The 14,092-nt window shown below is 35.0% G+C and carries 19 protein-coding genes; 7 read left to right on the forward strand and 12 right to left on the reverse strand.

The features are described 5' to 3' along the window. Nucleotides 1–185: 185 nt before the first annotated feature. Nucleotides 186–641 carry an outer membrane lipid asymmetry maintenance protein MlaD gene (locus ACICPZ_RS02080; RefSeq protein WP_264374013.1) on the reverse strand — a complete coding sequence of 152 codons (456 nt, stop codon included), beginning with the start codon at nucleotides 639–641 and terminating at the stop codon, nucleotides 186–188. A gap of 2 nt (nucleotides 642–643) precedes the next feature. Next, nucleotides 644–958 carry an NADH-ubiquinone oxidoreductase subunit NDUFA12 family protein gene (locus tag ACICPZ_RS02085; RefSeq protein ID WP_007548590.1) on the reverse strand — a complete coding sequence of 105 codons (315 nt, stop codon included), beginning with the start codon at nucleotides 956–958 and terminating at the stop codon, nucleotides 644–646. A gap of 64 nt (nucleotides 959–1,022) precedes the next feature. Here ACICPZ_RS02085 and ACICPZ_RS02090 point away from each other — a divergent pair, with 64 nt between their 5' ends. The 3 genes from ACICPZ_RS02090 to purF are packed head-to-tail and all read left to right on the forward strand — an operon-like array spanning nucleotide 1,023 to nucleotide 5,057. Then, nucleotides 1,023–2,489 carry a proton-conducting transporter membrane subunit gene (locus ACICPZ_RS02090; RefSeq protein ID WP_038199409.1) on the forward strand — a complete coding sequence of 489 codons (1,467 nt, stop codon included), beginning with the start codon at nucleotides 1,023–1,025 and terminating at the stop codon, nucleotides 2,487–2,489. Nucleotides 2,490–2,542: 53 nt separating this feature from the next. Further along, nucleotides 2,543–3,646, forward strand: coding sequence for a rod shape-determining protein RodA (rodA, locus tag ACICPZ_RS02095; protein WP_264329487.1), 1,104 nt, complete (start codon nucleotides 2,543–2,545; stop codon nucleotides 3,644–3,646). 25 nt (nucleotides 3,647–3,671) lie between these two features. Next, nucleotides 3,672–5,057, forward strand: coding sequence for an amidophosphoribosyltransferase (gene purF / locus ACICPZ_RS02100; protein WP_264329488.1), 1,386 nt, complete (start codon nucleotides 3,672–3,674; stop codon nucleotides 5,055–5,057). Nucleotides 5,058–5,084: 27 nt separating this feature from the next. Here the strand turns inward: purF and ACICPZ_RS02105 are convergent, their stop codons facing one another. The 7 genes from ACICPZ_RS02105 to ACICPZ_RS02135 form a co-directional block, all read right to left on the reverse strand. Continuing rightward, a complete protein-coding gene (locus ACICPZ_RS02105; protein WP_264329834.1) occupies nucleotides 5,085–5,594 on the reverse strand; it encodes a DNA-3-methyladenine glycosylase in 510 nt (169 codons plus the stop codon). A 60-nt stretch (nucleotides 5,595–5,654) separates the two neighbouring features. Then, entirely contained in the window at nucleotides 5,655–6,542 is an 888-nt protein-coding gene (locus ACICPZ_RS02110; protein ID WP_264374014.1) for a hypothetical protein, read from the reverse strand. 77 nt (nucleotides 6,543–6,619) lie between these two features. Beyond that, nucleotides 6,620–7,600 carry a Holliday junction branch migration DNA helicase RuvB gene (gene ruvB, locus ACICPZ_RS02115; RefSeq protein ID WP_010963048.1) on the reverse strand — a complete coding sequence of 327 codons (981 nt, stop codon included), beginning with the start codon at nucleotides 7,598–7,600 and terminating at the stop codon, nucleotides 6,620–6,622. Next, nucleotides 7,597–8,178: a Holliday junction branch migration protein RuvA gene (gene ruvA / locus ACICPZ_RS02120; RefSeq protein WP_264374015.1), complete on the reverse strand. Its 582-nt coding sequence runs from the start codon at nucleotides 8,176–8,178 to the stop codon at nucleotides 7,597–7,599. The genes ruvB and ruvA overlap by 4 nt, the downstream gene beginning before the upstream one ends. A 726-nt stretch (nucleotides 8,179–8,904) precedes the next feature. Next, complete coding sequence (locus tag ACICPZ_RS02125; protein WP_007548764.1) at nucleotides 8,905–9,312, reverse strand: transposase; 408 nt, start codon at nucleotides 9,310–9,312, stop codon at nucleotides 8,905–8,907. A 19-nt stretch (nucleotides 9,313–9,331) separates the two neighbouring features. Beyond that, on the reverse strand, nucleotides 9,332–9,532 hold the full coding sequence (locus ACICPZ_RS02130) for a hypothetical protein (protein WP_010082383.1): 201 nt from the start codon (nucleotides 9,530–9,532) through the stop codon (nucleotides 9,332–9,334). Beyond that, on the reverse strand, nucleotides 9,516–9,845 hold the full coding sequence (locus tag ACICPZ_RS02135; protein ID WP_007548762.1) for a transposase: 330 nt from the start codon (nucleotides 9,843–9,845) through the stop codon (nucleotides 9,516–9,518). The genes ACICPZ_RS02130 and ACICPZ_RS02135 overlap by 17 nt, the downstream gene beginning before the upstream one ends. Nucleotides 9,846–9,886: 41 nt before the next feature. On the opposite strand from ACICPZ_RS02135, the gene ACICPZ_RS02140 reads away from it, so the two are divergent. After that, a complete protein-coding gene (locus tag ACICPZ_RS02140) occupies nucleotides 9,887–10,063 on the forward strand; it encodes a hypothetical protein (protein ID WP_215409487.1) in 177 nt (58 codons plus the stop codon). A gap of 180 nt (nucleotides 10,064–10,243) precedes the next feature. Here ACICPZ_RS02140 and tyrS read toward each other — a convergent pair whose 3' ends face one another. The 3 genes from tyrS to rsfS are packed head-to-tail and all read right to left on the reverse strand — an operon-like array spanning nucleotide 10,244 to nucleotide 12,043. Then, nucleotides 10,244–11,494, reverse strand: a complete 1,251-nt coding sequence (gene tyrS, locus ACICPZ_RS02145; RefSeq protein ID WP_007548582.1) for a tyrosine--tRNA ligase — start codon at nucleotides 11,492–11,494, stop codon at nucleotides 10,244–10,246. Between the two features lies 1 nt (nucleotide 11,495). Continuing rightward, a complete protein-coding gene (locus ACICPZ_RS02150; RefSeq protein WP_010963049.1) occupies nucleotides 11,496–11,735 on the reverse strand; it encodes a hypothetical protein in 240 nt (79 codons plus the stop codon). Then, nucleotides 11,726–12,043 carry a ribosome silencing factor gene (gene rsfS / locus ACICPZ_RS02155; protein ID WP_006279567.1) on the reverse strand — a complete coding sequence of 106 codons (318 nt, stop codon included), beginning with the start codon at nucleotides 12,041–12,043 and terminating at the stop codon, nucleotides 11,726–11,728. The genes ACICPZ_RS02150 and rsfS overlap by 10 nt, the downstream gene beginning before the upstream one ends. A gap of 179 nt (nucleotides 12,044–12,222) precedes the next feature. On the opposite strand from rsfS, the gene ACICPZ_RS02160 reads away from it, so the two are divergent. Genes ACICPZ_RS02160 through ACICPZ_RS02170 form a run of 3 tightly spaced genes read left to right on the forward strand, consistent with a single transcriptional unit; the run spans nucleotide 12,223 to nucleotide 14,085 of the window. Continuing rightward, the gene (locus ACICPZ_RS02160; protein ID WP_022626414.1) at nucleotides 12,223–12,840 is read left to right on the forward strand and encodes an AAA family ATPase; all 618 of its coding nucleotides are present in this window, start codon (nucleotides 12,223–12,225) and stop codon (nucleotides 12,838–12,840) included. Then, nucleotides 12,833–13,321, forward strand: a complete 489-nt coding sequence (locus tag ACICPZ_RS02165) for an RNA pyrophosphohydrolase (protein ID WP_006279569.1) — start codon at nucleotides 12,833–12,835, stop codon at nucleotides 13,319–13,321. Before ACICPZ_RS02160 ends, ACICPZ_RS02165 begins: the two co-directional genes overlap by 8 nt. After that, nucleotides 13,318–14,085 carry a TatD family hydrolase gene (locus ACICPZ_RS02170; protein ID WP_010082353.1) on the forward strand — a complete coding sequence of 256 codons (768 nt, stop codon included), beginning with the start codon at nucleotides 13,318–13,320 and terminating at the stop codon, nucleotides 14,083–14,085. The genes ACICPZ_RS02165 and ACICPZ_RS02170 overlap by 4 nt, the downstream gene beginning before the upstream one ends. The last annotated feature ends 7 nt before the right edge of the window (nucleotides 14,086–14,092 follow it).

Genomic DNA, 14,092 nt, shown 5'->3' on the forward strand with positions numbered 1-14,092 from the left:
AATATCAAAATAAATTAATTTTCATTTTATCATTGATAGACATGCACTGCAACTATTAAGGCACTTTCTATACTATAAACCCCAAAGCAAGCGGTAGAAAAGGCAAGAAATAAGGCAAACTCCTTAAATACTTTAGAACTACAGGAGGCTTTACCTGAACGGATATACTTGGAATCCTGCCATTTTCACTTTGTAAACATACCAAGAATTCTGTCCATTATTCCACCCATATTTGCTTCAGCTTGAGTATACTCTATTTTACCACCATGCAAGATTAGTTTAATATCTGATCCAGGTGATATATTAACAAATTTACTGCCAACAACTCCACTGCTAGTGATCAGAGCTAAACTATCAATTGGCAATTTTATGTCTTTGCTTATACACATATCGATTCGTGCTACGTAGGTAGCTTTGTCAAGTGATACACCAGTTATGCTTCCAACATCTACACCAGAGATCTTGACACTATCACCAACTCCTATACCGTTAGCGTTAGCAAAAAGACCATATATTTTATTGCAATCCTTATAGTTTTTCTTTATGTAAGATAGCTTATCAATAGCAAAGAAAATCAGAAAAATAGTGAAAATTAATACAAATAATCCAGCGGTTATTTCAAGTATATTTGACCTTCGCATCTTTAGTTATCAGGACTCCAGCTTTTATAGTAATTTTTCACTTTTTGGTTTGGATAGTATGCATCTTTTGTACCCGTTAAATTAGGAGTATGTTTTACTTTTCTTTTTTTATTATTAACTGGTACTACATTATCAGTATAGTGAAGCCATATATGCCATTCCGGAGGCACTGTTGTAGGCTCAGAGACACTGCTATACATAACCCACCTTTTTCCTTTACTTGATTCATAGTAAGAATTTCCATTTTCATCTCTTCCTACAAATTTATCTTCTCTTCGTAATAGGCGTTTTATTGCGTTACAAATTTTAGATAACATAAGGGTATTAAAACAAAAAGTATTATATATACTAATACTTTAACGATATATTAACAACAATTTAATGCAATTACCAATCTTACAAGTTATTATACCAATAATTGCATCAATGTTTTGCTTTCTTGCCAAGAAACACAAGGTATCTTGGTTTATTTCTTTTATTGCAACAACAATCACTCTTATCATTTCATCAATACTACTCATTAAAACATATAAAGGTGAAATTATAACTTATCACCTTGGAAATTGGGCTCCTCCGTATGGAATAGAGTTAAGAATCGACGTGTTAAACTCCTTGATTCTAACTTTGGTGAATTTTATAGCGCTGATTAGCGTGCTTTATAGCTTTTATATTAACGAAAAAGAAATTAGCAAAAACAAAATCACTGGTTTTTACTCTCTATTTCTACTGTGCTTAAGCGGACTGCTCGGGATTCTAGTAACAAACGACATATTTAACCTTTACGTTTTCTTGGAAATTTCATCTCTTTCTTCTTATGTATTAGTTTCAATGGGAAGGGATAAAAAAGCCTTGGTTGCAGCATTTGAATATCTAATTAGTGGAACAATAGGCGCAACATTTTATTTATTTGGCATCGGGCTCTTGTATTCAATGACTGGAACGCTCAATATGTCTGACATGGCTGAAAGAATAGTTCCATTACACGATAACAACATCATAAAACTTGGCACGTTGTTCATTTTTATTGGTCTCTCAATCAAAATGGCACTGTTTCCATTAAGCAGGTGGCTGGTTAATGCATATAGTGAGGCGCCAAGTTTCATTAGCATATTCTTTTCAGGCACAGTGACAAAAGTGATGATATATGTTTTCATCAGAATCTTTTATACTGTTTTTCATCAAAATTTCTTCTTATTTAAACCATCACTAAGCAACGTGATAATTATCCTCGCACTTTGCGCTGTTATATTTGGGTCGATATTTGCAATAACCGCAAAAGACATAAAAAGACTGCTTGCTCACTCTAGTATTAGCCAAATTGGTTATATAATTTTAGCACTGAGTTTTAACTCAAAAACAGGTGTATTTGCAGCAATTCTTCACATAGTAAACCACAGCATAATAAAAACATCTTTATTTATGGCTGCAGGATGTATTTCTTACAAATTTGATACAACAAAAATAGAGAATTTATCGGGACTCAAGAAATCAATGCCTTATACAGCACTTGCGTTCACTCTACTCAGTTTAGCATTAATCGGTGTGCCTTTAACAAATGGCTTTGTAAGCAAGTGGTATATAATGAAAGCAATTATCGAATCTCATGCGTGGATTTCCCTTGTAACATTTGCTGCTGGCTCTTTCCTTGCATTGATATATATGTGGAAGATGGTAGAGAAAATGTATTTTGAAAATGATGCAACGTCACGCACTGGAATGACACCGGACAAAATTAATGATGTGCCATTTCCTATGCTTTTCTGTCTATTGTTTATGGCAGTTTTAACAGTAGTAACTGGAATATATAGCACTCCAATTCGGTTAGTAGTTGAGAAGTTGGTTTTTTGATTTTTATCTTTGTTTCATATTTTACTATACTTTAAGGTTATAAGGTCTTTATTGTGGATAGACTGAAGAAGATTCATTGGTTGTTAGTCATTAACGTGATAGCGCTGTTTTGCGTTGGCATTGTTGTTCAATACTCTTCTGCTGGAGGAAAGTGGGTGCCATTTGCGATTCACCAACTGGTCATATTCTCCTTCTTTTTCCTACTTGCTATAGCTATGTCATTCATAGAGCTAGATTTTTATTTGAAGCACGCCTACTTTTTTTATGTAGCAGCAGTGATTTCGCTATTAGTAGTGAATTTTTTTGGCTCACACATAATGGGTGCAACAAGGTGGATAAGAATTGGATCAATTAGTTTGCAACCATCAGAATTTGCAAAAGTAGGCTTAATACTTGCGCTTGCTCGCTATTTTGATAAGCAGAGTGTATATAAAATGATGGAATTTAAAAGATTGCTTAAGGCACTTATAATTATTTTCTTACCCGTGTTCTTGGTGTTAAAGCAACCTAATTTAGGCACAGCTGTGATAATGTTATTTATAGGGATATCAATTATATTCACAGCAATAATAAAAAGATCTCATTCGGTAATATGTGGAACGCTTGGCATTTTTGCAGTACCGGCTATTTGGCCTTTTTTACGTCCTTATCACAAGCAAAGGATATTGTCGTTTTTGGATTCATCAGTGGATCCACTTGGAATAGGTTATAATGCGCAGCAATCTCAGATAGCTATTGGTTCAGGAGGTTTACTTGGTAAAGGTTTTGTGAGTGGAAGTCAAACTCAACTTGGATTTTTGCCGGAAAAACGTACAGATTTTGCTTTTGCAGTGCTGAGTGAGGAGTGGGGCTTTTTAGGTAGCATGACTTTAATTTTGCTTTATACCTCATTACTTGGCATAATTTTCTCTATCGCTTATAGGTCGAAAAATTATTTTTCTAAGTCGGTATCTATCGGCATTTTCGCCTTTTTTAGCGCTCATTTCTTTATAAACATCGGAATGTCAATAGGCCTCTTGCCTGTGATAGGCGATCCACTGCCATTTCTTTCTTATGGAGGAAGTACAACTGCTGCAAGCTTGATATGCATAGGATTATTGCTGGCAATAAAAGCAGATGAACAACAAAATACTTGTATTTTACCTATGCTAAAGTAAAATTAAACTTTACTTAATAGTTTTTATGCTAGATGAAATGCGTGAGGAATGTGGGGTATTTGGCATAAGCTGCAACCAAAGCGCTGCTTTTAACTCTATACTTGCTCTCCATGCTTTGCAGCATAGAGGTCAAGAGTCTTTTGGCGTAGTAACCAGTAACAACGATAAGCTGCACTCTTATCACTTTCAAGGTCAAGTGAGCAGCGTATTTGATGATATAGATGAAATAAAAAAATCCTTGCCTGGAGATTGTGCAATAGGTCACGTTCGATACTCAACAAGTGGTAGTAAATTTGGAGCGCAGCCCATGCTTGGCAAAAGTAACAAATTTGGGGATTTTGCTATAGCACATAATGGTAATTTAATTAATATTTCTCCGATACGCGAACAATTAATTAAACAAGAGTGCGTTTTTCAGTCAGATATTGACACAGAAGTAGTAGTGCATCTGACAGCAAGGGGTGAAAAAAATAGCTTCTTAGAGAGTTTTATATATGCATTAAAGCAAATACAGGGTGCTTATTCTTTTGTGGCAATCAATCAAGAAGTAGTTATTGGAGTACGTGATCCATCTGGAATCAGGCCTCTTGTTTTAGGGAAGTTAAACGGTTCTTACGTTCTTGCATCTGAAACTTGTGCTCTTGATATAGTAAATGCAGAGTTTGTTAGAGAAATAGAACCAGGTGAGTTAGTCACCATTGATCGAAATGATAATCTAGCTTCAGCATTTCCTTTCCCACAGCAAAAATCAAGTTTTTGTATTTTTGAATACGTTTACTTTTCGAGACCAGACAGCATAATGGAGAATAGGTCCATATATGATATAAGAAAAGAAATAGGAAGAATACTTGCAGAAGAGAGCCCACCAAAAAACAATGTAGATATGGTTGTACCAATACCTGATTCTGGAATACCTGCAGCTATTGGATATGCAAAGCATTCAGGATTACCTATGGAACTGGGAATAATTCGTAATCATTACATAGGAAGAACTTTTATACAACCAACCGCTGAAGTACGTAAAGTTAGAATAAAATTAAAATTCAATGCTAATAGGCACACTTTGAAGGGTAAAAACATAATTTTAATAGATGATAGTATAGTGCGTGGTAGTACGTTAACAAATATAATAGTTATGTTAAAGGATGCAGGAGTAAAAGAAATTCACCTCAAAATTTCAAGCCCACCAATTAAGCATTCTTGTTTTTATGGAATAGATACGCCAGAGTGCAAAGATTTAATTGCTGCAAATAAATCTGTAGAGGAAATTAAGGAAGTTATAGGAGTAAACAGCCTAGCCTTCTTGAGTATTGATGGATTATATCAGGCTGTTAAAGGAGAAGTGCGTAACAATGCTACACCACAATATTGTGATGCTTGTTTCACTGGTGATTATCCAATTGGCAAATAGTCTACGCAAGATCACTGGAGCTTAAGTTTAGAAAATCTTAAACCGCCAAAATTTCTCTTGGCCTTTACTAATTCCGATTCTCGGAGTGCACACATAATCCGGGTTGAGGTGAGATTCATAAACACAAAATTTGTGGCTTATAGTAAGGTCTTGCTTATTATGTTCTTTTGTAATGTTTAATCTTTTGCACAGTATTCCTGGTCCGCCTAAGTTTGCTTCAAGCGGTTCAATGAGCTTTAATCCTCGTATTAACACTGCTGCTGGGAACCCTTCTGTTTCTGTTACAATATTTAAACAGTAATACATTCCATATATAAAGTACACGTATGAAAACCCCGGCATACCAAACATTACTGAGGTTCGATTAGTATAGCCTCTTGCCGCGTGACAAGCTGGGTCATTCATTCCTATATAGGCTTCAACTTCGGTTATTATTCCACTAAAGTTAGAAAATTTCAGCATCTTTCCTAGTAACTCCCCGGCTACAACCAAAGTTGGCCGCTCGTAGAAATTTCTTGGTAGTATTGTGTTGCTCATCATAAAAGTATAAGTTACTTGCAGATGCAAGCAACTTATACTGAATTTTCACTACTTTACCTATTTTGAAGCAGCAGGAGCTTGATGCTTTTGTGATGCGCCGCTCAAGTCTTCTACATTTGTTGAATGCTGCTCCAAAAATTTTACTTCTTCAGAGCTTTGTTGTAATTGTGTTTGTGGCAATTGTGATGCTAACACTTCATGTAAAGGCTTTGCTTCATATTGCCTTCCTACTTTTACTTCTTTATGTGCAGCTAATTGCTCCATAGTAACACCATTACCCTCAATAAGTTCTACGGAGCCATTATCATGAATATTAATTTTAATATTACATTCTTTTCCTTGAGCATTCCACTTTAAAGTCATTTGATATGACCCATTAGCTACTTCATAAATTCTTGTTCCATGTTCATCAACCCGGCAACGTAGCCCCCTTGCTTTACTTTGAGGTAGCAATAATGTAATTGCTTTCACGCCATATTGTTTACACAAATCGTTATTTAGAATGTCACTCATGCTTATTTCTTTTGTATTACTACCTATCGCAATTCTTACGGCAGGCTCAATAATATTATCTTCATTTTTGCTTTCTTTAAGTTTTATAAATTCTATATCATTATTTTCTATATTTTTAGATATCGCTTCTTTAATTTGTTCAGCAACTTTGCCTATAATGTTCTTACCACCATATTTATTCTCATCCCGAGCAGTATATGTATATATACCATTACTATCCTTATGAATATAAGGTTTTGGTTTCTTTTTATTAGTGATATTAGTAGAAGTGTTGTTCTGCATTATAAAGAACTCATTCCATTCTTCTTCATTATTAAGAGTGACGTATTTAGGTACATTTTTAGTATCCGAAATTGGATTATTATCAGAAGAACTGATATTTAGATTAGAAGAAGTTCCAATCAAAGATACAGTTTCAGTGCTATTTAACATATATGCCTCCATTATTTTTAATATATAAATATTAGCATATAGATATCATGTCAATTAGTCAATATAAATTATGATGTTTAATGTTGAAAGCTCAAATACTCCTTTGCTTGATCGGTTAGAACGCGCCCTCTTGGTGTGCGCTTTACAAAACTAATTTTGATTAAATAAGGTTCTACTGTTTCTTCAATATTGCCAACATCTTCGGATAGCGCAATAGATATGGTGTCAATTCCAACAGGGCCTGAAGTGTTGAATAAAAATCTTAGATAATTCATATCAAGTTTATTGAGTCCCATTTTATCTACACCCAATTTTAGTAATACAGAATCAGCGACTTCATAAGTAATTTTTTTATCATCTTTCACTTCAACAAAATCCCTTATTCTTCTGAGTAACCTCAAAGCAATTCTTGGAGTGCCGCGCGCACGGCAGGCAATTTCCCGTGCTGCATCCTCTTCAATTTCAGCAGAAAGAACTCTTGCGCCTCTTTTTATAATATTAACCAGCTCCTCAAAGGAATAAAACTCAAGATGCAAAGGAATGCCAAAACGATCTCTGAGTGGCGCAGAAAGTAATCCAAGCCGTGTTGTTGCTCCAATTAGCGTAAATGGTGGTAGATCTATCCTTAAAGTGCGAGTAGATGGACCTTCACCTACTAATATGTCCAGGCAAAAATCTTCCATAGCAGTATATAAAACTTCTTCGATGCTGCGATTTAATCTATGAATTTCGTCGATAAATAGAACATCTTTTGCATTTAAAGTGGTAAGCACTGCAGCCAAGTCCCCAGCTTTACTAAGTAAAGGACCAGAAGTTGCGCGAAAGCTAACTCTTAATTCTTTAGAAACAATTTGTGCTAAAGTTGTTTTGCCAAGCCCTGGAGGACCGTACAATAAGACGTGATCTAAAGCTTCAGTTCTCGTCTGTGCAGCGTTTATAAACACTTTTAAATTTTGTATTAAGTCTTTTTGCCCGACAAAATCATCAAGTTGCTCAGGCCTGATGTTAATATTGCGCACATCTTCAGTATATTCTTTACCGCACGATATTGATTTCATAATGTTAAGAGCTCCTTAAGCGCCATGCGAATAATATCCTTAGTGTCCAGATTTGACGATTTGTCTTGTATTTTCTTTATCGTATCATAAGCTTTCACTTTTTCATATCCAAGATTGATCAATGCTGAAAGGGCATCTTCATTAATTGGATTAAAGTTATTGTTATTTATTTCTAGTTTACTCACTTTGCCACTCAATTCAGTGATGATTCGATTTATGAGTTTCAGGCCAAGTCCACTCATCTTGAGTGCTACTTTATCCTCATTCATAATTGCCAAAAATAGCTGTTCTGGAGTTAATTTACTCAAAATTGACATTGCAGTTTTATAGCTAACGCCGCTTACTTTGACAAGCAACCTCAAGCACTGCTGTTCTTCTTTGCTTATAAAACCATATAGCTGAGCGACATTTTCTCTGTTATTTGCATAGGTTTCGATAAGTAATTTAACTCTACTTCCGATGGAACATGCATTTAAAGTTTTGGCTGAAAGATACACCATATAGCCAACATCATTCACATTCAGGATTATGTGATCACTGCGCACTTCATCAACTATTCCGCTTAGATTTCCTATCATTTTTAGCACTGTATAGGGTTCAGTTTAAATACTCCTGGATCTTAGGTCAAGCAAACGAACATTATAACAGGGAAACGTGGCTAAAAAACCACTTGACAAACTCCGCCAGCCCCCTTATCATAAACACTGAAGCTATTTATTTATCTTCTCTGTACAGATTAAATGACAAAAAAACTCACGTATCTGGCGTCTCATGTTTAATTTTTTGCACTATGTGCACTCTATGTCTTTATCAAATTTCTGGGTTTTTACCTACACAAGCTGAAATACGCTTATAAAGCATTTAAAACATTAAAAAACGCCAACTTAAAAAATGGATAGTGAATAATTAGCTACCCTAGGGTTTCTTTTGCCTTTTTTTCTGTTTAGTAAATTTCTTAATGTTTATAATTTAGATTAGTTGCAGCTTAAAAGCAGCTGAGTCGTGGTTATTAAGCGTTTAGAATAAAAAAACGCCATACTTGAAAGTATAATGTAAGTAATTAGCCAACCACGGGGCTTCTTTTGCCTTTTTTTTATTTGGTAAATTTCTTAATGTTTGTAGCTAAACGACAACCGTCATCCCGCTGCTTGTTAGCGGGATCTATGTTAAGGTATGACGGTTAAGTAAGGGATCTATGTTAAGAGATACCGCGATTCATTCGCGGTATGACGTAGGACTGCTGTCATCCCAGTGCGTGGGCTTTGTTGCATCGCTCTTCGGATAGTAGGTAACGCACAATAAATTTATGAAGCTATCTCAAATTTAGCCATACCAATATCAGTGAACTTATTGAGCAAATAGCATTTAACAAGTAGTTCCTTCTCTCTATTTGTCTCAGATTTATTCCTAAAACTAAACCCGAATGTTTGTTTCAGTCGCGAGAAAAAACTTTCTATATAAGATCTTTTTCCATAACTCATCTCTTTTTTCCACTTCTTTATACCATCTTCATCATATGACTTTATGAGCTTGACTGCAGAATTTCTCTCAGCCATATAGTCTAACTTTGGATGCTCTGCTGCGTTGTTTTTCGGAGGAATTTTCGTTTTTATACCATATTGATTACACAGCTTATAGAGCTTTTCTCTGTCATATGCCCTATCTGCATATAGTACTTTTATGACATACTGAAAATCGACTTCTTTTAGCAAATCACAAGCTCCATAGTGATCAGCCGTTACTGTATTTTACAGCTATGGCTTTTTTGCTGTTTGTATTCAACATTACATGCAATTTTCTTGTCTGTTCATAGCTGCGATACTTTCTATCTTCGCTATTTTCTTTGCTATGACCAGGAGTGTTGTTGTATATACTAATTCCTGTACTGTCTATAGCAATTTCGATATCTTCCATATTATTTTCTGCAATCATTGATCTTAATATTGAGTTTCTTAAACCTTCTTGATGATTGTGAATAGCTGATAACTTGCAAATTTTTCCCAATTTGCTCAAGGTATCCTGCTATAAACCCAACTGTTTGCCTCAGGCCTATTCTAAATAAACAAGTTATTATGTGCACCAAAATTACAACTTTATCGCTATAAATATTGTTGCCACCTGGTATTTTTGGACCATTCTCGTACCACTTTTCTATGGCTTCGTTGATATAATGAAAAATATTTCCTCTTTTTTCTAGAAATTTGTTATATTCGCTATGGTTACTGACCCTCATTTTTTGTGGCATATTTTTTCTTTCAAGGTTAAATGGCTATTTTATAATGAATTTTGTCAGTAGCCACCAGATTTTTTCAGTTGCTATGCAACAAAGCCATCCCAGTGTCGGCTACTTGGATGACAAGAAGAGGGTACTTGGATAAGAGGCATTGCCCTCCTGGTAGGCCAAAATTGCAATGTCCGTACAGTTATGGATTCATTCGCGGTATAGATTCCGCTAATGAGTAGCGGAATGACGAATTTGTTGTTTTTCAAATTGTAGGTAAACCTAAGCCACTTTAGCTATATATAATAGAATTTCGCTTTCTACTATCTTTCCAGTTGTTTTATACATAATTCTCGAATTTTGAAAATTTGCTCCATATCTAATTTCTCACTTGTATAAAATTTGTTTTCTTACTTCGAGACCTAATCTACCACAACTTTTATATGGCGTTTCTTTCCTGCAGATAATTTTATAAATGGCTGATCTTTAAAGCTTTCGAAATTTATTACATGATCAATATTGTTTACAACATTATCATTAATCTTGCATCCGTTGCCCTGTATTAAACGCTTTGCAGCGCCTTTTGAAGGTTCAAAACCGGTGTCATGTAGTAGGTCTACTAAGGATATGCCGCTTGCAACTTGTTCTTTTTTTATGATGTAATCAGGAAGTAGTGAGCTATCTTCATTCTCAAAAGCAGAAATTGCAGCAAATTGTGCAAGTTCCGCTTCTTTGTCACCATGACATATTTTTGTCACTTCTGTTGCCAAGACCTTTTTTGCTTCATTTATTTCTTGATCCTTTAAAGACTCTAATTTTCTAATCTCATCAATTGGCACATCAGTGAGCAATCTTAAAAAACGTCCAACATCTTGATCATCAACGTTGCGAAAATATTGCCAGTAGTCGTAAGGCTTTAGCATATTATCATCAAGCCACACTGCTCCACTTTCAGTTTTGCCCATTTTTTTTCCTTGTGCATTTAATAAAAGAGGCATGGTAAGGCCAAATAGCTCAGGTAAATTCAACTTTTTTCCAAGTTCAATTCCGTTTACTATATTTCCCCACTGGTCTGACCCTCCAATCTGCAGACGACAATCATATTTTTTGTTTAATTCAATAAAGTCGTAAGCTTGCAATAGCATGTAATTAAATTCCAGAAAGCTTAAGGTTTGTTCTCTATCCAGCCTGGTTTTCACACTATCAAAACTTAGCATACGATTTACAGAAAAATAAGCTCCTATATCACGCAAAAAATCTATGTATTTTATGTTATCCAACCAATCTGCGTTATTTACTATCATTGCACCAGTCTTGCTGTCATTAAAAGACACCATTTTCTCTAATATTCTCCTTATACTGGATGTATTTTGATTGATGTTCTCTACAGGCAAGATGCTTCTTGCTTTATCTTTGAAGGATGGGTCACCAATTTTTGTTGTGCCACCTCCAAGTAAGACTATCGGCTTATAACCAAATTTTTGTAGGTGACAGAGCATCATAATCTGAATTAGGTGACCAGCATGAAGACTTGGTGCTGTGCAATCAAACCCAATGTATGCAACTATATAATTGCTCTGCAATAATAATTGATCTAGTCCTTCAATGTTTGTGCATTGGTATAGGTACCCTCTTTCTTGGATGAAATTTAAAAATTCAGATGCGTGTTTCATTTTATAAACCCCAGTCTATCCTGTCATTAATGCCGAAGGTAACCCTAATAGAGAAGCCAGTGCCCAGACACTGGAACTTAATTATAAACAAGCACACTATACAACGTTTTCGATGAAATTGCATGAAAAACTGGATTCCAGTGTCAGCTACTTTCATGACACCACTACCTGTGCAGGAGTTGCCTTCAAAATTACAACGTTTGTGCAGTTGTGCACCAGCTATCCAGGCAATCAGTTCCATAACTCTTCTATTTTATAATACTCCCTTACTTCCGGCCTGAATATGTGAACCATTATGCCTTGAAAATTCAAAACTACCCAATTGCCTTCATCCATACCTTCTACATCTATTTTATCATGTGGCTTGAGGCTTTTTATTACGTGCTCAGCTAAAGCTTTAACGTGACGGCTTGAATCACCAGATGCAATAATCATATATTTTGCAATAACGGTTTTATTCTGCACATCAAAAGTTACTATATCATGACCTTTATTTTGATCTATTATCTCTTCAATTGTACTTCTTATCGATTCCATATCGCTAAGCATTGTTTACAGGTTATATGATTCATTTATAATTATATACTCAAAATTTCTAAATATGAACTATTTTCAACGCAACTACTTGTTAAAGGTATTACCTGCATCTATTTTATCATCATGTTTTTAGCATGTACAATGTATATACTTTTTATATAATTGAAAATAGCTTTTTACTAGTATTCATTATGGGCAAGACTCTCATCTACTTAATCGGCTTTCCAGGCAGTGGTAAGTTTACTACTGCAAAGGAACTGTGTAAAATCATTGGTGCAGTAATAGTAAGCAATAATCTATTCAATAATATTATATTTGATATTGTTAAATTACAAAACGCTGAAGTTCCAGATGACCTATGGGAAAAAATTTTTGCAGTTAGGGAAAATGTATTAGCAATACTGGAAAAACACTACGTAAAATCAAAACATTATATATTTACAAATGAATTGATAGAGGGTGATCCCTATGACCAAAGATTATATAACTCAGTGGTAAATTTAAGTAAAAAAATGGACATGGAAATTTTTTCTGTAGTATTACATTGTAATAATGAAAAACTAGTAAGACGTGTCCAATCAGAAGAGAGATATCAGGAAAATAAAATTACTGATCCGGATTTTGCTATAAAGAAAATTGAAGGGAAAAGGCTATTTATACCTGAGGGTTCGCTTGAAATTGATAACTCGAACTTGAGTGCAAAGGAAGTTGCAAAGAAAATTGTTGAAGAGATGAAGAAAGAAAAAAATGGAAAATTAATTAAAACTTCTGTAACAAATCATTTAAAAACAGAGCGTACTCGTGGTTGAGCAGAAAGATAAGTACCGTCCTTGTGTTGGCATAATGCTATTTAACAGACAAGGACATGCCTTTATTGGAAAACGCTTTGATAGCGATTCTTACTGGCAGATGCCACAAGGAGGTGTTGATGATGGTGAGGAACTGGAACAAGCAGCGTTACGTGAGTTGCTAGAGGAGGTTGGTACTAATAAAGTAAAGGTTATAACTAAAAGCAAGGATTGGATATACTACAACTTGCCTGAAGAAGTTATACCAATATGCTGGAATGGAAAATATTCTGGTCAAAAGCAAAGGTGGTTCTTAATGAAGTTTTGCGGAGAGGATGAGGACATTGATATTAATTATACTGGTCATCCAGAGTTCAAAGAGTGGCGTTGGCAAGGTATAGATAGTTTAGTAGCCAGTGCTATATCATTTAAAAAAGAAGTTTATAAAACAGTGATAGAAGAGTTTTCTTCTATAATAAAAGCCTCAACAATAAGCTCATGATAGTAGATTCTCATTGCCACTTGATTTATTTTTCTGACGATGAAATACCAAAAGTAATTTCAAGGGCAGAGCAAAATGGTGTAAAGGTTTTGCATAACATATGTGTAAGCATTGACGATGTTCCTAAGTTATTAAAAATTTCTTCATCCTATGATCAGGTCTACTCCTCTGTTGGTATACATCCGCTTGATGCTGCTATAGAAAACGGTGAGTGTATACATGTTGATGAATTAGTTGAATTTACCAAGAACCAAAAGGTAATTAGTATCGGTGAAACCGGGTTAGATTTTTATAAATCTGACAACAAAGACAATCAGAAAAAAAGTTTTGCATTACATATAGAAGCGTCAAGAATAACTGGACTACCTTTAGTTATTCACACAAGAAGCGCTGATAATGAGATGATCGATATGTTAAGGTCAGAAATGAAAGCCGGTGCTTTTAGTGGAGTAATGCACTGCTTTGCTTCCTCTAAAGAACTTGCTTATCAATCTATAGATTTGGGGTTATATATTTCATTTTCTGGAATTATTACTTTTAAAAATGCGAGCTTACTCAGAGAAATTGCACAAAATGTACCACGCGAGCGTGTTTTAGTCGAAACTGATGCACCATATCTATCACCTGAGCCTTATAGGGGAAAAAAGAATGAACCAGCAATGGTGAAATACGTTGTTGATTGTTTGGCAGAGTTGTGGAATGAGTCACCAGAACAAGTAGCGAAGGTAACCACAAGCAACTTTTTTAGGCTGTTTGAGCTATAAAGAAGCT

It is taken from the genome of Wolbachia endosymbiont (group A) of Melitta haemorrhoidalis (assembly GCF_964273365.1).
Lineage (GTDB): Bacteria > Pseudomonadota > Alphaproteobacteria > Rickettsiales > Anaplasmataceae > Wolbachia > Wolbachia pipientis.